The sequence below is a fragment of the Reichenbachiella carrageenanivorans genome (assembly GCF_025639805.1).
In the GTDB taxonomy this organism is placed as follows: Bacteria; Bacteroidota; Bacteroidia; order Cytophagales; family Cyclobacteriaceae; genus Reichenbachiella; species Reichenbachiella carrageenanivorans.
In genome coordinates this window covers 4,762,728-4,779,290 of record NZ_CP106735.1, presented here as the reverse complement: position 1 = coordinate 4,779,290, position 16,563 = coordinate 4,762,728, and the positions used below count along the sequence as shown (strand labels likewise).

The following is a 16,563-nucleotide window of genomic DNA, read 5'->3' as shown; positions in this document are numbered from 1 at the left end:
ATCAAAAGAGAAAAGGTGTATTTATGATTCCTTCCAAGGACAAATTGATAGGAACGAATGGGTTGAAAATCGCTCCTTTCCGAAAACATATCAGAAAGACCATTGCGCATCGCCATCACAATTATTTTGAAATCATTTACTTGTCCAAAGGATCTGGATCGCATACGATAGATCACTCTACTTACCTTATTGATGCTCCTCTGCTGTTTTTTATGAGGAGAGATCAGATCCACTGTTGGGATATTACTTCGGAGCCAGAGGGGTATGTGATTTTAGTTAAAAACAACTACATCGATGAGCATCTTGAGTTGCGCAAGTATATGCTCCAGCTTTCACGAGCTACGTGCTTGCCAGCCACAGACCCGACGATTGATATTTATTTCAAACTGCTGCTGAGTGAGTACCAAAAAGAAGACGTTTCTCAGACGGCTCTGGTGTCTGCACTCTTCAAGTCCTTTTTGATCAAGTCTGTTGGTTTGATAGATGCCAATTCTACGTCGGTGCCATATTCAGGTTTGTTTCAACATTTCATCCAACTTCTTGAAAATTCACGGCCTATTGTGAATCAGGTAGCGCATTATGCAGAGCGGCTACACACCAGTCCTCAAAATCTAAGTCAAATATGCAGAAAGCAAGCAGGAGTGTCTGCTTCAGAAGTGATTGCCGAATATATCATCAGTGAAGCCAAAAGGCTATTGGATTATACTTCTTATTCGGTTGCTCAGGTTGCCTACGAATTAAACTTTAAAGACCCTTCTCATTTCACAAAGTATTTTAAGAGACGAGCACAAGTAACGCCTCAGGACTACAGAAGAATATTGCTAGATAGTCCAGACTAATTTCAAATAGACCAAAGCGTAGACGATACACAAGACTACTTTTGCTTCGATTATAAAATTTTTAAAATAAATCAATGAGAAAAAAAATATTCATACCCTTTCTATTCTTACTGCCTTGGAGCGTGTCGGCACAGTCGATCCTGAAAGGAGTTTTGGTTGAGAATACAGAGCGTTCGGCTATCGAATTTGCGAGCGTAGCACTTTACCAATCCTCAGACAGTAGTTTAATAGGTGGGGTTATTTCTAAGGCGGATGGCTCTTTCGAAATCACAAAAATTAAAACCGGAGCATATTATTTGCAAGTCCAATTTATGGGTTTTGAGGAATTGGTACTGCCAAATTTAAATTTCAATAAAAAACAAACCCTCGATCTGGGCACTATCACGCTCAAACCCAATGACGAATTGCTTGAAGAGCTTGTGGTCTCAGGAGAGAAAGTCACTACCATGCACAAGGTCGATCGGCAAGTGTTTGACGCCGGGCAATTCAAAAATAGCCAAGGCGGAACCGCTACTGACGTGATTAGAAATATGCCGTCGGTGAGTATCAATGCAGAAGGTACGGTGGCGGTACGTGGCACAGACGGTTTTGTGGTGTTACTCAATGGTAAACCGATCCAGTCGGATGTTAAAATGCTCTTGGATCAGCTGCCAGCTAATGCCATTCAAAATGTGGAGGTCATCACTGCTCCATCAGCAAAATACGACTCTGAAGGTAAGGCTGGTATTGTCAATATCGTAACTACACAAAATGCTACAGATGGCATGTTTGCCCAAGTCAATGTGAAGGGTGGGTTGCCTAGTATTCAGACATATGACAATGAAAATGCCGCCACTCGGTACGGAGCAGACTTTACGCTCAACTATCAAAAAGACAAATGGGATTGGTCATTAGGAGCGGGCTATTTGAGAAATGACAAAACAGGCCGTAGAGAAGGAGATGTGTGGACTGAGATCGACGATAAGCGTACTGAATTTCCTTCGGATGGAGAAAGAAGTTTTGATGAAATCAACTATTCAGGGCGGGCATCTGTAGGGTTTCACCCAAGTGAAAGGACAGATATCAACGTGGGGTTTTATGGAGGAAAACATCAAAAAGATAGGCTAGCTGATATTTATTACAATAATAAAACCTATCATTTGCCAGACGGTGCTCAAACGGGGTCGTTCGACTATTACAATCACAACCTGAGAACCAGAACAGGTGATTTTCTACTGGGAAGTATCGATTTTGCTCATGCTTTTGCTAATGAGTCTAAGCTGTCCACTTCGTTTTTGTATGAATATACCCTGTTGGGTGGCCCTACAGAAAATTACAATCTGCCATATGACTGGCAACAGACGACTGCCTACTACCAGCTGGAATACAATACCAATGAAAATCCACTCTATGGTACACGATTCAATTTGGACTATGCCCTCCAGCCAGGGGAGATTGGCCAATGGGAAGTGGGCTATCAATTTAGAAACCTAGATCACCAAGGAGACTTTGATTATCGCAGATACAACGAAACCACAGACAATATCAATGATAGAGATGATTGGGAAATAGTCCCTGAATTTTCTAGCGAACTGAACCTCAAACGAAGTATACATTCGGGTTATGTCATGTGGACGGGAGAAATAGAAGCTTGGACATTCGGTGGTGGCTTGAGAGCAGAAATGATGGATCGTACGTTGGAATATCTAGGCGCCACACCAGGGGCAGTTCAGGAAACTTTGGGTTATGACTATTTCAAATTATTTCCTTCGGCCAATGTGCAATATATGGTCAACGACGAATTGAGATTGAAGGCGGCTTATAGCAAGCGCGTACAACGTACTACGACATTCAAAATGAATCCTTTCAAGGAAAGAGAACACTCTGAAACACTCGAACAAGGAGATGCCAATTTGCTGCCTGAGTTTGTAGATTTGATAGAGGTAGGAGTGGTCAAGGATATAGATGCACATTCCTTTTCGGCTACGGCCTATTTTAGAAACACTGAAAACCTGATCAATCGAGTGAATACAGTGGATAGTGATACTGTTTTGAATAGAATTTATACCAATGTAGGTACGGGCAAATCTTTAGGTATGGAGTTTAGTGGAGATTTGCAACTTACGGATCGCTGGAAGTTGTACGCTGGAGCCAATATCTACTATGCCAGCATCGACGGCAAGTTCAACAACGAGCTGATTAACACTAGCGCTTGGCAAAGCTCATTCAATATCAATACCACGTATCAGATCACAGATACATGGAGTGCACAATGGTCGCTCAATTACCTGTCTCAGCGGGTGACTGCTCAAGGCAAAGACTCTAAGTTTTATAGTCCGAATTTGACTGTTCAGAAAACCTTTATGGACAATAGACTAACGCTCTCCGCCCAGTGGCTCAATATGGACATGGGGCTACTCGATACCAACGAACAGAGAATCACCACTACTGGGGACTATGTAGATGCTACTGATGGTTTGCGCAAAGCTTTTTATACCACTACCAATTATGTGTATGAAGTGGATATGATCATGATCAATTTGAGTTTCAAATTCAATCAGTTGAAAAATAAAGCCAAGTTTGTGAATAGCGAATTTGGTGAGAAAGAATTTTAAATTCTTGTATCGGGTTGGTGCGGAAATTATTTCTGCACCAGATTTTTCTAATCCCTATAAATGCAAAAAGCCCAATGTAAAAACATTGGGCTTTTGTCTTGCAGAGAAGGAGGGATTCGAACCCCCGGTACCTTGCGGCACGCCGGTTTTCAAGACCGGTGCATTCGACCACTCTGCCACTTCTCTAGGTCGTTTTTATTTCCATTCCGTTGAATGGGAGTGCAAATGTAGAATAATAATTTTTTTTGACAAGGGGCAGTCGAAAAATATTTTCACTTAGTCGAAAATAGATGTGGTGTTTTCGATTTTGTCTGATACGACTGCTCTATCTACGCTAGCATTGTATTCGAACCCGACCAATAAAATCAGAGACAGTAAGTACAGCCAGACCATCAAAGCAATGAGCATACCGAGCGATCCATATAGTTTATTGTAGTTAGAAAAATTATTGATGTAAAAAGAGAAAGCATATGAAGTGGCTACACAGGCTATCGCAGAAAATACAGCGCCTGCTGAGAAAAAACGCCACCGATCATGGATAGCAGGGGCAAAATAGTAAATAGTAGATATCGCAATAAAAAAGGCGATCACGATCACAAAGTACTTGAGGATGGTCAGGAGATAAATGATATAGTCCTGCGTAATGAAGCCTTCAGTGGAGAGGAAGTTGAGTACGATCTTGCCAATCACCATCAAGATGATGGAAAAAAACAAGACGGACGACAAAACCAACGTAAGGCCTGTAGCGATTAGTCGAGTACGAAAAAAACCTCGTTTTTCATTGGTTTTGTAAATGCTATTGAAGGTACTCATCAGGCCATGCATTCCATTTGTAGCCAGTATGAGCGCCAGCATGGCGCCAAAAGAGAGCAGTCCTTGGCGTTTGTTGCTCACGATATCGTGGATGGTGCCAGTGGCTGCTTCGTACATCGCTTCGGGCATCACAGAGGCTAGAAAATTCATAATGCTTTCCGTACCAATGTGCGGAATGATCGAGTGGATGTACGGGATCAGGGTGAAAATAAAAATGATCGATGGAAAAATCGCCAGCGTAAAACTGAAAGCTACACCATTGGCTTTGGTGATAAGTCCGTGTTTTCCTGTGTTTTCTAAAAATAGATCAAGCGTATTATAAAGCGTGGTTTGTCGCTTGTTGAGCTTTGTCAGTTTTAGTTTTCTCAGAAGACTCAAGTACCATTGATAGTAGAGCAGGTGCTTATGAAGATTCTTTCTTTTCATGCGAAATAAGGCTTCAAAAATTTCATTAACTGTTCTGGTGCTCGGCAGGGTTTGTTGGTTTTCATATTGATGAATACCAAGGTGGTTTCTCCTTTATTGATTAGTTGATCGGCTTCGTTAAAGATCTCATATTCGAAGATGATTTTTGCCTTGGGGGAGGCAGGGATTCTCACTTTTATGGTGAGGAGCTCATCGTATCGGCCAGGTAGCAGGTAGTTGGTCTGTAGGTTGACGACGGGCATCATCACACCGTTTTTTTCCATTTCGTTGTACGAAAACCCAAGTTGACGAAGCGTCTCCACACGGCCGATCTCATAGTACGTGGCGTAGTTTCCATAATACACATAGCCCATTTGATCTGTTTCCGCATACCTTACCCTAGTCTTAGTTTGAGCTTCAAACATTTAGTTTATTGGTTTTTCGTTTTTAGAGTTAGAAATATATAGCATATTTCTAATACAAAGGTGAACAATTTGGAGGTAATTACTTTCAAAAAGCGGAGGCTTTTCATTCTCAAAGTAGACGATAGCAATGTTGCTGATGTCCTATTATTGAGATATGGGGGAGTTTTTTACTAGTCTCGATGTGGTATCTCTCTGAATACCTTATTCTTGAATTGACTTAGGATTCAACTGATCCAGTAGACGCAGTTTTTTATGACAGCATATTATTTTGATTGCTAGGGTTTAGATAGAAAATACTTCGGTATCGCTGCTTAATAAATATTTTTATCTATTGAATACCAATGATTTAAAAGTCGAGTAATGCCATGGCTAAATCCATCCTTTTTCTATTTTTGTTTTAAACAACATGCCTTATGAACCTAGAATTCAACAAAAACGAAGATGCTTATAAGCAGCTGATTGCCCAACTTCAGCACAAGACAAAAAAGGTAAAACTCGGAGGAGGAGAAAAGAAAATAGAGGCTCAGCATGTCAAAGGTAAACTGACGGCCAGAGAGCGGATTGATTACTTGATCGACAACCCCAAAGACTTTGTAGAGATAGGTGCTTTTGTAGGAGAGGGCATGTATGCTGAGCAGGGCGGCTGCCCTTCTGGTGGTGTAGTTGTGGGGATTGCTCATGTACAGGGTCGCCAGTGCGTTGTCGTAGCCAACGACGCTACTGTAAAGGCTGGAGCTTGGTTTCCCATTACGGCTAAGAAAAACCTAAGAGCTCAGGAAATTGCAATGGAAAATCGCTTACCCATTATTTATTTGGTAGATAGTGCGGGTGTGTTTTTGCCCATGCAAAATGAGATTTTCCCTGACAAGGAACACTTTGGCCGCCAGTTTAGAAACAATGCCATGATGTCTTCTATGGGCATCGTGCAAGTAGCCGCTATCATGGGTAGTTGTGTGGCGGGAGGTGCTTATTTGCCGATCATGTCTGACGAGGCCATGATTGTAGACAAAACAGGGACGATCTTCTTGGCGGGTAGTTATTTGGTGAAAGCCGCCATTGGGGAAACGATCGATAACGAAACTTTGGGAGGTGCTGCCACGCATTGTGAAATTTCTGGAGTGACGGATAACAAATATGATACGGATCAGGATTGCTTAGACGCTATCAAGCGGATTTTTGATAAAATAGGGGATTATAACAAGGCAGGTTTTAATCGAGAGCAACCAAAGAAGCCTAAACTAGATGAAAAGGAAATCTATGGATTACTGCCTGTAGATAGGGTAAAACCTTACGAAATGCGTGAAATTATCAAGCGCATGACAGATGATTCTGAGTTTGATGAGTACAAATCGGACTATGGCCAATCCATCGTGTGTGGGTATGCTCGAGTAGAGGGTTGGGCTGTGGGTATTGTGGCCAATCAGCGTACGGTGGTCAAAAACAAAAAAGGTGAGATGCAAATGGGTGGAGTCATCTATTCTGATTCGGCAGACAAGGCGGCTCGTTTTATTATGAATTGTAACCAACGTAAAATTCCGTTGGTTTTTCTGCACGATGTGAGTGGGTTTATGGTAGGGAGCAAAGCCGAACATGGTGGAATCATAAAAGATGGTGCCAAGATGGTCAATGCCATGGCCAATTCGGTCGTCCCTAAGTTTACCTTTATCTTGGGCAATTCCTATGGTGCGGGCAACTACGCCATGTGTGGCAAGGCCTACGACCCGAGGTTGATTTACGCATGGCCTACATCGCAGCTGGCAGTGATGAGTGGCGCATCGGCTTCCAAGACTTTGCTGCAAATCAAAGTGTCGTCGATGAAGGCGCAAGGCCTTGAGGTGTCGGAAGAAGAACAAAAGAAGTTTTTGGCAGAGATCACTGATAAGTACAACGAAGAATTGAGCCCTTACTATGCTGCTTCGCGACTGTGGGTGGATGGTGTAATAGACCCGCTAGAGACGAGAAAGATCATTTCGGTAGGGATCGAGGCTGCGGATCATGCCCCTATCGAGCGTCCGTTTAACGTGGGAGTGATTCAGACTTGAGTCAAATAATATGAAAGGCTCGATATGAATTTGATGCCTTTTTTCGTATATTAATTTAGCATCCTGTTATTTTGGTGTTTCAATTTCTGAATGAACAATATTGGAAAAAATAAACGAAAAAGAACTGAGCGCATTGATCTCACTCCTAGAGGACGATGATCATGAGATTCTGAATCACGTAGAGCAAAAATTGGTCTCGCTGGGTACAGAAGTGATCCCATTTTTGGAAAAGGAATGGATGAACAACAGCTTGATTCCTCGTGTACGAGAAAAGATCGAAGACATCATTCATAACCTTCAATATGACCTGCTAAGTGAGAAATTGGTAGCCTGGAAAGAGGCGGGTGCAGAGGATCTTCTTGAGGGTATGATGCTGGTTGCCAATTATCAATACCCTGATCTCAATCTCAAATTCTTAACTAGAAAATTTGAGCAATATTACCATAATGCTTGGCGCGAATTTTCAGAAGAGCTGTCTCCCATGGAGCAAATCAAAGTGCTCAACGATGTCTTTTTTAATAAGATGAAATTCAGGCCCAATGCCAAGAATTTTCATTCGCCAGCCAACGGCATGATCAATGTGGTGTTAGAGTCTAAGCGTGGCAATCCGCTCAGTTTGTGTGTGGTCTATATGCTATTGGCACAGCGACTAAAGATGCCGATATATGGGGTGAATTTGCCTAATTTGTTCATTCTGACCTATAAGACCAAGGAGACGCAGTTTTATATTAATGTCTTTAATAACGGCATCATATTCACCACTGAGGATATCAACAATTATATAGATCAACTTAAGTTGGCTAAAAATGAGATCTATTACCAGCCTTGTAGCCATGTAGATATTGTGGCGCGTGCACTGCGCAATTTGATTTCCTCATTCGAGAAACTGGGAGAGTATAAAAAGGCTGACGACATCAAAATGCTTCTTCAGTCGGTAGACGAAATGACCTATTGAATGGGCAATGATAAACAAGAGGCTGTTTAAAATAAGTCATTTCTAAACAGCCTCTTGTTCATTAACTTATTTGATTGGATAATATACGTCCGTTCTCCATTGGGCAGTATCTGCCAGTGTAGGGTCAGTCACATACACCTCATATCCTTCGCCATTGGCTTCCAGATTGTTGAATTGTATATAGGCTTGTAGTTGCTTATGGGTATCGTCCAGTTTGTGATAGTCTCCCATGTGTACACCTCTTACGGCTTTACCTCCAGTCGTTTGGCCTATCAAGATTGTTTCGTCTGTTACGCCGCTGGCATCTGCTACCGGAATGGCAATATCTGCTTCGTAGCCTGTTTCGTTATAGTTTAGATAAACAGACATGGGTTGTCCCATACCCATCACGCCATTTTTATTGATGAATCCTATGAGTTGGGTGTAGATTTCTTCCATTCTAGGACCTATATCTTCAGGTTTGGTCGCATCGAAGGTTTCTCGGATTGCTAGATAGTTGATGGGCTCTGTGTCCATTTTAATGATTTCTATAGAAAAGACAGGCTTAGACTCTGCTCTCGTCTTAAGGCTGGCCAATCCTTTTTCGTAGTAAGGGCCTATGAAGGTGTCCATCATCATTCCAAAGATCCGATTGATAGGGTTGCCGCCCATGTCGGCTTCGAAAGTCCATGTGACCAGCGTGCCATTTGCTTCTTCTTGGAGGATAATTTCAGCATAGGCTGGTTCATCCCCACCTTCCGAAAAGTACATGACGCTGCGAGTTTTTTGATTTGGAATTGCCTCAATGATTTCTTGTGAGCCTTGTTTGACGTCTGGGTGATCGCTGTTCCATTCCATCTTGTTGCCTACCCCAGAGGAAGGGCCAGTAAAAGTGTAAACCGTGCCTTCAGGGTCAATTTGAAACCAAGGAGACCAACTATTGGCACGTTCGAGGTTGTTTACCTCTTCATAGATAGAAGCTGGACTAGCGTTGATAGTAGTAGTACGTTCTACTCGAGCCTCTCTGGGTAGCATGAGGCCAATTACTGCAATTAGCGCGATCAGTATGACCAGCACCAAAAGAACCTTTTTTAGTATTTTCATAGTTTAGAGTATTAGTTTTGTTAAGACAAGTTACCAAATATGCAGATGCTATTCAATAGCACTTATGATGTGTATTGGCAATTGTCCGCAGACAAACAAATAATTATGAACCGCCCTTCTCAAGTGTCTTATGCTACCTTCGCTCAGCGATTATTGGCTTTCAATATTGACCTTACCATTTTTTTAGTGCTACTGGTGCCCATGGTCTTATTTATAGCGGATGATCGGGTGTTTTGGTGTGTTTTTTTGGTGACAGGGTGCTTGTATCATGCGGGGTTTGAAAGTTCTTCTTGGCAAGGGACAGTAGGAAAGAGAATGGGAAAGTTGCAAGTGGTCGATCGCCATGGCAATCAATTAAGTTTTTCTCAAGCGTTTTTAAGAATTCTTTTAAAAAACGTATCATTACTGCTCTTTTTTTGCGGTTTTTTCATGATCTACTTTCGGTCGGATCGAAGAGGCTTGCATGATCTGTTGATGAAAACATGCGTGGTTTATAGGGGCTAAATAGGTAGTGGCTCAGGTAAAATTGATTATTAGACGAAAGCCGACAAAAAATGTGAACTAATCCTTATACGGTACGGAAATTAATTTTAATTTTAGCACTTGATATAATTTGGTTAAACCCATTCGCATAAGCACTAATCAAGTATGAAAAGCTTTTTTGATAGATTTGAAAATTTCTTTGAGGGATTTATTTTTTGGAGTAGATGGGTGCAAGCCCCAATGTATGGTGGATTGATCATCGGTGCATTTTTGTATATGGTCAAGTTCTTCCAAGAGTTGGCACATATGTATCATCAAGTGATCGGTGGAGATATCGAATCCAAAGTCATGCTGACCTTACTCAGCTTAGTGGACATTTCCATGGTAATGAACCTAGTGATAATGGTTACAATTGGTGGCTACTCTATTTTTACTAGTAAGATCGATGTAGACATGCACGATGATAAGCCCCTATGGCTAGAAGGGCTGGATGCAGGTATGTTGAAGATTAAGTTGGCAACATCTTTGGCCTCTATCTCTGGGGTACAGCTTTTGAAAACATTTGTAAACTATAGAGAAGCTGCTGAGAAAGCAGGATCTGAAGGTATTATTATCGAGATTGTAATTCATATGGTTTTCATCTTCTCTGCGCTATTGTTGGGTTATACGGAGAAAATCATTCACTCTTATCCACATGGATTGACAGGGCATGGCCATGAAGAGGAGCACGAAGAGGATGAACATAAAGAACATAAAGAGGAAGTTTAATGATTTCTAATTAAGATATTGAAGTCCCGATTTATCGGGACTTTTTTTATGGTCATACTGTAGCAGCAATGAAAAACCCGTGGAAAAAAATATCAGACAAAGAAATCTATGATAACCCATGGATCAAAGTCGAGGAGCATCAAATCATCAACCCATCTGGCAATGAAGGTATTTATGGAAAGGTGCACTTCAAAAATAAGGCATTAGGTATTGTTCCGTTAGACGACGAGCTCAATACTTGGCTCGTAGGCCAATACCGATATACGCTAGATGAATATACTTGGGAGATTCCTATGGGAGGTGGGCTTATAGATGTCGATGTTTTGGAGTCGGCCAAGCGAGAATTGAAGGAAGAGACAGGTTTGGTCGCAGCCTCTTGGCAAAACATACTCCGTATACATACTTCCAATTCTGTGACAGACGAAGAAGGGTTTGTTTTTGTAGCCAAAGACCTCACACAAGGTGAAACAGCATTTGACGATACAGAAGATTTGAAAATAAGGAAACTCAAATTGAGCGAAGCCGTTAGGCTGGTGATGAGTAATGAAATAACGGATAGTTTAAGTATTGCAGGATTACTAAAGACTAAGCTTTTGCTGGACGAAGGCAAGCTCTGAAGTCGAAGTATTTAAGCTATATTTCGTTTTTTAAATCAACATGATATTCCCACTCCTTGACACTAAAAGAACATTATAAAACCAATATCACACTTGCATACCCAGTGATGCTGAGCCAGATGGGGCATATCCTCGTGGCAGTGGCGGATAGTATGATGGTGGGTCGGCTGGGCGCGGTGCCGCTGGCCTCTGTGTCGCTAGCCAATAGCGTGTTTTCTGTGATTATGCTTTTTGGCATTGGTGTGTCCTATGGGATGACGCCGCTTATCGCAGCTGCCGATGGCGCCAATGACAAACGTCAGGGGGCCAAGTTCTTCAAACATGGTGTATATCTCAGCGCCATTCTTGGCGTGATGCTGGTGCTTGTAGGCTTGTTGGTTGGGCGCGGTATGGGATGGTTGGATCAAGATCCTGCGGTGCTGGCGGGTGCGTTGCCTTACTTTTATACGCTAGTATTCAGTTTGTTTCCTTTGATGATTTTTCAAGCTTTTCGCCAATTTGCAGAAGGCCTATCCATGACGCGCCAGGCCATGTATATCTCTGTGTCGGGCAATTTGCTCAATGTGATTTTCAACTATGGGTTGATTTATGGGGAACTAGGTATGCCAGCGCTAGGCATGGTGGGAGCGGGCTGGTCTAGCCTTATTTCACGAGTGATTATGGCTATTGCGATGGTGACGTTTGTATTGAGCTATAAGCGGTTGCGCAGATACGTGATGCTATGGTCCAAGATCAAAATTCGTGGGTTTGTAATGCGACGCATATTGGGTATCGGCGTGCCATCTGGCTTACAATATATCTTTGAAATAGGAGCCTTTAGCATGGCGGCAGTCATGGTGGGTTGGATTGGAGCCGAAGCGCTAGCCGCACATCAGATCGCACTTAATCTGTCGGCGATCACTTATATGACAGCTACAGGTATCTCTGCCGCAGGCGCCATACGTACGGGCAATCAACTGGGGAGAAAGGACTATCGGACGCTACGTACAGCAGGCATGACTTGTTTTGCTATGGCTGCAGTGATGATGGCTTTCTTTGGTACGGGGTTTATTTTTGGAAATACCTATTTGCCTACGTGGTACATCAATGATCCTGATGTGATCCAAATGGCTGGAAGCCTATTGATTATAGCTGCATTTTTTCAGATTTCTGATGGTGTGCAGGCGGTGGGTTTGGGAGTGCTGAGAGGGATTGCCGATGTGAAAGTGCCTACTTTGGTGACACTTTTCGCTTACTGGCTTATGGCTATTCCCTTGGGCTATTTATTTGGGATATATTTGGGCTGGGGAGCCAAAGGCATATGGGTGGCTTTGCTCATTGGGCTGACACTGGCGGCTGTCTTGCATTTGGCAAGATTCCATGTGCTATCAAAGCGGTATATAATTAAAAACCAGTGATTTTGGCTAAGTACTGGTCAAACTCATCTGTCATCAGGATTTCTGTCTGTAGCCCTAAAGCTTTTGTTTCTTTGATTAAGTGAGCTTGATCTACATAGAGCCAATCAAACCAATCCCCTTTTTTCCCTTTGTATTCATATTGGTATCTGATTTCTCCAAAATAATGGTCCGGTTTGGGCAAATCATCTTCATATAAATATGAGATGTCAGACGAATCTATAATGATTTGTCCTCCAGGGTTGAGAAGTTGTCCGCAATGTTTAAAAAAGTAGGGGAGGTTGTCGAGCTTACCCGCTAGCCCCAATCCATTCATTAAAAATAGGAGGGTGTCGTATTGGCTTGTATGAGCAAAAAAATCTTCTTCTACGATTTTCTCCATACCCGAGTGTCGAAGTGTTTCTATGCAGCCAGGGGAGTTTTCCAGTGCAGTGGCATCCATTTCGAAGGCCTGCATGAATAGCGCATGAGCACCAGCGCCAGCACCCACATCGAGGATTTTGCCTTCGCAGCAAGTGATGGCTAGATTTTCTAATTCTGTAAAGTCTTGATGATCCCTAAAAAAAACCTCTACAGGCATTTCTTCAGGGTCTCCGTAAGAGTTGTAAGTGGTGAGGACGACATCGTGGTCGCCCTTGTAAAAATCAAATATGGCTTCTCCGTGTACGTCTTTCACGGCTTATTTAAACATATTCATTCCAGAGAGTGCACGTTTGGCTCCTCCCATCTTATTCATGGTTTTCATCATCTTACGCATCTGTTCGAATTGCTTGAGTAGTTGGTTTACCTCTTGGATAGAAGTGCCACTTCCGTTGGCAATTCGCTGCTTTCTACTGCCGTTGAGCAATTCCGGCTCTTCTCTTTCCTTGAGTGTCATAGATTTGATAATGGCTTCAATTGGTTTCAACGAATCGTCGTCTATGTCGATGTCTTTGATGGCTTTGCCCACGCCAGGGATCATACCCATCAAGTCTTTGAGGTTTCCCATTTTTTTGATTTGCTCTAGTTGAGAGAGGAAATCATCAAACCCGAATTGGTTTTTTCGGATTTTCTTTTGAATTCTTTTGGCTTCTTCTTCGTCAAAGGTATTTTGTGCTTTTTCAACCAAAGAGACCACATCACCCATACCTAGGATTCTATTGGCCATACGGTCAGGGTGGAAGATGTCCAGCGCATCCATCTTTTCGCCAGCACTGATGAATTTGATGGGTTTGTCTACCACCTTGCGGATAGTTAGGGCGGCACCACCACGCGTATCACCATCAAGTTTGGTGAGGACTACGCCGTCAAAATTTAGTCTGTCGTTGAAGGTCTTGGCTGTATTTACTGCATCCTGACCAGTCATCGAATCCACTACAAATAGAGTTTCTGCAGGATTGAGTTCTTTTTTGAGACGTTCGATTTCATTCATCATCTGTTCGTCCACAGCCAGTCGGCCAGCGGTATCCACGATGATGGTTTTTTTGTTGTTTTCTTTCGCGTACTTAAGCGCGTTTTTAGCAATTTTTAATGCGTCCTTGTTTTCAGGTTCGGCGTATACATCCACTTCGATTTGCTCGCCCAGTACTTTTAGCTGGTCGATTGCAGCGGGGCGGTAGATGTCGCAAGCTACCAGAAGTACGTTTCTGTTTTGTGCTTTGAGGTGTCTGGCTAGTTTGCCAGAGAAAGTGGTCTTACCAGATCCTTGTAGACCAGAGATTAAAATTACATTTGGATCTCCTTTCAGGTTGATGTCTTCGCTTTTGCCGCCCATCAGGTTGGTGAGTTCCTCAGATACGATTTTGGTGAGGAGCTGACCCGGAGATACGGCTATTAATACGTCTTGTCCAAGTGCTTTCTCTTTGATGGTATCGGTGAGATCTTTGGCTACTTTGAAGTTCACATCGGCATCGATCAGCGCCCGTCGGATTTCTTTCACGGTCGTAGCCACGTTGATTTCAGTAATTCTTCCCTGTCCCTTTAGGTTTTTAAAGGCTTTATCGAGCTTTACACTAAGATTATCAAACATAATTCTTGATTCGTATTAAATATTGCGCAAAGCTAATGATTCCCTTGCAATGAGCGAAAGGGATTTGTTGAATGTTAGGGTTGAGGGGTGTTATATGTGAAACTTTCTGGTATGTGCAACCTTTTGATGATTGATTCAGTATGATACAAAGGCTTGTACCTTGTATTGCATAATAGTAAACTTAAAAAATATAAACTCATGAATAAACTTATTGTATTGATTAGCCTATTGATCGGATTTCAGTTGGCTATTGCTCAAAATGGCCGCGTCAAAGAAAGAGACTTAGCAGGTGTCTGGAAAATGAAAATATCACTTGAAGATGGAATTTTAGAAGAAGAAATTAAGGGAGAGGACAATGCCTTTGCGAGGCTTGTACTTGCCGCTGCAGGAAATTTGGTGGAGGGCATACTAGATGAAATAGCAATTGAAATAGAATTTAGAGATGATCATGAGTGTCGGGTGTATGTCTCGGCTTTTGGTGAAGAAGAGGTAGAATATACCCGTTGGGAGATTAGTGATGATGGTAAGTTGTATATCGACGATTCCGATTCTTTTCAGATGGATGGAGAGGAGTATTTGATATTTGAAGACGGTAGACTGGTTGTCTATGAAGATGGTCGTCCGTTAGATGATGAGGCTTCTGTGTATTTGATTCGTGTAGATTGATCCCTGATCTTTCAAACTCAAAATCGGGATGACAGCTACACTACTGGACTGTGTCCGTCATAACATGATACATTCCGAACTATGAATTGCCGCCAGTATTATCGGCGATTTTTTGTGATCCATTTAGAATTAGAAACAAACTTTATATCTGATTTGTAATCAATTATTTAAGCCGAACGAAGAGTTTGGGGCACAAAAAAGATACAACATGTTTGAGCTGTATGCAAAGCTTACTTAATAGTGGGGAAGGCTACAATTTCACATCTTTAAAACCGTAATTAATAATGTTTTTTTTGAGAAATTAGATTTTGTGAGTACACTTGCGGTAGCACAATGAGAAAAATTCCTTATCAAGTTTTATTTTGACTAAGACGAATTTTAACACTAACCATATAGACTAACCAAATGCAACCGTCGCTTTTTGAAACCTCGAAAAGCTCTTCCAATATTTATATACACTGATTGACTTTTTATTACCTCAACTAGAATACTAGAGGTTAAATGGAGTGGGTCTATTCTCAACACTATGCTTTCTGTCCAAACTAAATTCCTTCTTTTCCTACCGTTGTGTGTCATTGCTCTGTGTTCTGCCTGGGGTAGTGAGGTGCCCACCTCAGCTCTTGAGTACCAGCAAGCCACCAATACCCGAATTGTGGTGGAAGAAAATTTCTTAAGATTCTATACTGGAGGAAGTGAACGAATGACGATTGATGAGCATGGGAATGTGGGGGTAGGGGTAGTAAACCCTGATTACAGTTTACATATTAATACTGGAGGAAGTTCACAAGTACGGGCAGAGTTAAATAGCCAATTTGCAAAACTAGGTGTAAATGGAGCTGGAGGCTATTTGGGAGTGACGGATGAAAATGGGAACCTTACAGTAAATATCAGAGGCTATGGAGATGTTTTTTTTAATTCAGGAAATGTAGGAGTCGGTACTACAAGTCCTTATTCAAAATTACATATAGTCTCAAATAATTATTTAGATTTTATAACCTTGGATCGAACCAGTAATGACTTTATTGAAAACGTTTTTTATTTAACACCCTCTTTTGATGGAAATCATAATGATCAATTAAGGATACTTGCTGGAAACGAGATGATCGCTTGTTTCGAAGATACTGGAAATGTAGGTGTTGGCACGACAGACCCTGCTTATAAGCTCCAAGTAGAGGGAACGGTTAGAGCTACTACTTTTTCAGCGTCCAATCCCCCCAACTGGCCTGACTACGTCTTCGAAGACACCTACGAATTGAATGAGCTACAAGCAGTAGAAAAATACATTGAAGAAAATCATCATCTTCCAGACGTACCCAGTGCAGCAGAGGTCAGAAAAAATGGTTTAGACATTGTAGACATGCAAGCCAAGCTACTTCAGAAGATTGAAGAATTAACATTGTATGTGATTGAGTTGAAGAAAGAGAATAAAATTCAGCAAAAAGAAATTGAAAAACTGAAAGACCAATAACTA

The 16,563-nt window shown here is 41.9% G+C and carries 15 protein-coding genes and 1 tRNA gene; 10 read left to right on the top strand and 6 right to left on the bottom strand.

Going from position 1 to position 16,563, the window contains the following annotated elements; translation table 11 throughout:
- The first annotated feature begins 23 nt into the window (after positions 1-23).
- Both N7E81_RS19120 and N7E81_RS19115 read left to right on the top strand, forming a co-directional pair.
- Complete coding sequence (locus N7E81_RS19120) at positions 24-839, top strand: AraC family transcriptional regulator (protein ID WP_263051200.1); 816 nt, start codon at positions 24-26, stop codon at positions 837-839.
- A gap of 74 nt (positions 840-913) precedes the next feature.
- Complete coding sequence (locus N7E81_RS19115; protein WP_263051199.1) at positions 914-3,433, top strand: TonB-dependent receptor domain-containing protein; 2,520 nt, start codon at positions 914-916, stop codon at positions 3,431-3,433.
- Positions 3,434-3,534: 101 nt separating this feature from the next.
- On the opposite strand, the gene N7E81_RS19110 is transcribed toward N7E81_RS19115, so the two are convergent.
- The 3 genes from N7E81_RS19110 to N7E81_RS19100 all read right to left on the bottom strand — a co-directional run bounded on the left by N7E81_RS19110 (position 3,535) and on the right by N7E81_RS19100 (position 5,076).
- Positions 3,535-3,619 (bottom strand) — tRNA-Ser (locus tag N7E81_RS19110).
- A gap of 90 nt (positions 3,620-3,709) precedes the next feature.
- On the bottom strand, positions 3,710-4,672 hold the full coding sequence (locus N7E81_RS19105) for a YihY/virulence factor BrkB family protein (protein WP_263051198.1): 963 nt from the start codon (positions 4,670-4,672) through the stop codon (positions 3,710-3,712).
- Positions 4,669-5,076 carry an acyl-CoA thioesterase gene (locus N7E81_RS19100; protein WP_263051197.1) on the bottom strand — a complete coding sequence of 136 codons (408 nt, stop codon included), beginning with the start codon at positions 5,074-5,076 and terminating at the stop codon, positions 4,669-4,671. Before N7E81_RS19100 ends, N7E81_RS19105 begins: the two co-directional genes overlap by 4 nt.
- Positions 5,077-5,489: 413 nt before the next feature.
- On the opposite strand from N7E81_RS19100, the gene N7E81_RS19095 reads away from it, so the two are divergent.
- Together N7E81_RS19095 and N7E81_RS19090 are read left to right on the top strand one after the other, a co-directional pair.
- Entirely contained in the window at positions 5,490-7,118 is a 1,629-nt protein-coding gene (locus tag N7E81_RS19095; RefSeq protein ID WP_263051196.1) for an acyl-CoA carboxylase subunit beta, read from the top strand.
- A gap of 100 nt (positions 7,119-7,218) precedes the next feature.
- Entirely contained in the window at positions 7,219-8,073 is an 855-nt protein-coding gene (locus N7E81_RS19090) for a transglutaminase-like domain-containing protein (RefSeq protein WP_317624056.1), read from the top strand.
- Positions 8,074-8,139: 66 nt separating this feature from the next.
- Here N7E81_RS19090 and N7E81_RS19085 read toward each other — a convergent pair whose 3' ends face one another.
- Positions 8,140-9,156, bottom strand: a complete 1,017-nt coding sequence (locus N7E81_RS19085; protein ID WP_263051195.1) for an SRPBCC family protein — start codon at positions 9,154-9,156, stop codon at positions 8,140-8,142.
- Between the two features lie 39 nt (positions 9,157-9,195).
- Here N7E81_RS19085 and N7E81_RS19080 point away from each other — a divergent pair, with 39 nt between their 5' ends.
- The 4 genes from N7E81_RS19080 (at position 9,196) to N7E81_RS19065 (ending at position 12,421) form a co-directional block, all read left to right on the top strand.
- Positions 9,196-9,660 (top strand): RDD family protein, encoded by a 465-nt coding sequence (locus tag N7E81_RS19080; RefSeq protein WP_263051194.1) that lies wholly within the window; start codon positions 9,196-9,198, stop codon positions 9,658-9,660.
- Between the two features lie 144 nt (positions 9,661-9,804).
- Positions 9,805-10,407: a TIGR00645 family protein gene (locus N7E81_RS19075; RefSeq protein WP_263051193.1), complete on the top strand. Its 603-nt coding sequence runs from the start codon at positions 9,805-9,807 to the stop codon at positions 10,405-10,407.
- Between the two features lie 68 nt (positions 10,408-10,475).
- A complete protein-coding gene (locus N7E81_RS19070) occupies positions 10,476-11,024 on the top strand; it encodes an NUDIX domain-containing protein (RefSeq protein ID WP_263051192.1) in 549 nt (182 codons plus the stop codon).
- Between the two features lie 56 nt (positions 11,025-11,080).
- A complete protein-coding gene (locus N7E81_RS19065; RefSeq protein ID WP_263051191.1) occupies positions 11,081-12,421 on the top strand; it encodes an MATE family efflux transporter in 1,341 nt (446 codons plus the stop codon).
- Here the strand turns inward: N7E81_RS19065 and N7E81_RS19060 are convergent.
- Together N7E81_RS19060 and ffh are read right to left on the bottom strand one after the other, a co-directional pair.
- A complete protein-coding gene (locus N7E81_RS19060) occupies positions 12,408-13,094 on the bottom strand; it encodes a class I SAM-dependent methyltransferase (protein ID WP_263051190.1) in 687 nt (228 codons plus the stop codon). The two genes, N7E81_RS19065 and N7E81_RS19060, sit on opposite strands and share 14 nt — an antisense overlap.
- A gap of 3 nt (positions 13,095-13,097) precedes the next feature.
- Positions 13,098-14,426, bottom strand: a complete 1,329-nt coding sequence (ffh, locus tag N7E81_RS19055; protein ID WP_263051189.1) for a signal recognition particle protein — start codon at positions 14,424-14,426, stop codon at positions 13,098-13,100.
- 198 nt (positions 14,427-14,624) lie between these two features.
- Between ffh and N7E81_RS19050 the strand changes: the two genes are divergently transcribed.
- Together N7E81_RS19050 and N7E81_RS19045 are read left to right on the top strand one after the other, a co-directional pair.
- Entirely contained in the window at positions 14,625-15,092 is a 468-nt protein-coding gene (locus N7E81_RS19050) for a hypothetical protein (protein ID WP_263051188.1), read from the top strand.
- A gap of 526 nt (positions 15,093-15,618) precedes the next feature.
- On the top strand, positions 15,619-16,560 hold the full coding sequence (locus N7E81_RS19045; RefSeq protein WP_263051187.1) for a hypothetical protein: 942 nt from the start codon (positions 15,619-15,621) through the stop codon (positions 16,558-16,560).
- Positions 16,561-16,563 lie beyond the last annotated feature (3 nt).

Bases quoted from the DNA above. Each gene is read 5' to 3' on its own strand.
- N7E81_RS19115 (WP_263051199.1), top strand. From the start codon at position 914: ATGAGAAAAAAAATATTCATACCCTTTCTATTCTTACTGCCTTGGAGC.
- N7E81_RS19120 (WP_263051200.1), top strand. From the start codon at position 24: ATGATTCCTTCCAAGGACAAATTGATAGGAACGAATGGGTTGAAAATC.
- N7E81_RS19045 (WP_263051187.1), top strand. From the start codon at position 15,619: ATGCTTTCTGTCCAAACTAAATTCCTTCTTTTCCTACCGTTGTGTGTC.
- N7E81_RS19050 (WP_263051188.1), top strand. From the start codon at position 14,625: ATGAATAAACTTATTGTATTGATTAGCCTATTGATCGGATTTCAGTTG.
- N7E81_RS19070 (WP_263051192.1), top strand. From the start codon at position 10,476: ATGAAAAACCCGTGGAAAAAAATATCAGACAAAGAAATCTATGATAAC.
- N7E81_RS19100 (WP_263051197.1), bottom strand. From the start codon at position 5,076: ATGTTTGAAGCTCAAACTAAGACTAGGGTAAGGTATGCGGAAACAGAT.
- N7E81_RS19085 (WP_263051195.1), bottom strand. From the start codon at position 9,156: ATGAAAATACTAAAAAAGGTTCTTTTGGTGCTGGTCATACTGATCGCG.
- N7E81_RS19105 (WP_263051198.1), bottom strand. From the start codon at position 4,672: ATGAAAAGAAAGAATCTTCATAAGCACCTGCTCTACTATCAATGGTAC.
- N7E81_RS19080 (WP_263051194.1), top strand. From the start codon at position 9,196: ATGCAGATGCTATTCAATAGCACTTATGATGTGTATTGGCAATTGTCC.
- N7E81_RS19075 (WP_263051193.1), top strand. From the start codon at position 9,805: ATGAAAAGCTTTTTTGATAGATTTGAAAATTTCTTTGAGGGATTTATT.
- N7E81_RS19095 (WP_263051196.1), top strand. From the start codon at position 5,490: ATGAACCTAGAATTCAACAAAAACGAAGATGCTTATAAGCAGCTGATT.
- ffh (WP_263051189.1), bottom strand. From the start codon at position 14,426: ATGTTTGATAATCTTAGTGTAAAGCTCGATAAAGCCTTTAAAAACCTA.